The following is a 367-nucleotide window of genomic DNA, read 5'->3' on the forward strand; positions in this document are numbered from 1 at the left end:
ATGTAAGAAAAAGTTTTACGCTGGTCATACGGAACAAACTGCAAAAGCCAGTCCATATAGGCTCTTCTTTTCACCTGTTTCTTTAAATGAGGCACATCTGTAAATAAGTTTGCCAAACGATAAAAACGCTGTTTTCGTTTTAATTCGTCAGAAATATGCAATTCCCATTGAAAAGGCTGCTTTTTGACTGCATTTGTTAAGTAAACAAGATAGACACCATAGATCAGATAAAAAACGATTGCGATTGCATAGGATGCCTGTAAAACGGTATAGATTAAAATCATATTCAATAGAAAACGAAGGACTGCATCAAGCCTTCTCATCTGTTTTCCTTGGAAATACGTCATTCTCCATTGAATGGCTGTAT

The 367-nt window shown here is 35.7% G+C and carries 1 protein-coding gene; it reads right to left on the reverse strand.

The window, feature by feature from the left end; genetic code table 11:
- Positions 1-347: ABC transporter permease (locus SB658_RS22355; RefSeq protein WP_410602401.1), on the reverse strand; the 347-nt coding region annotated here is incomplete at its 3' end.
- Positions 348-367: the final 20 nt, after the last annotated feature.

The sequence above is a fragment of the Bacillus sp. SIMBA_008 genome (genome assembly GCF_046535495.1).
In the GTDB taxonomy this organism is placed as follows: domain Bacteria; phylum Bacillota; class Bacilli; order Bacillales; family Bacillaceae; genus Bacillus; species Bacillus subtilis.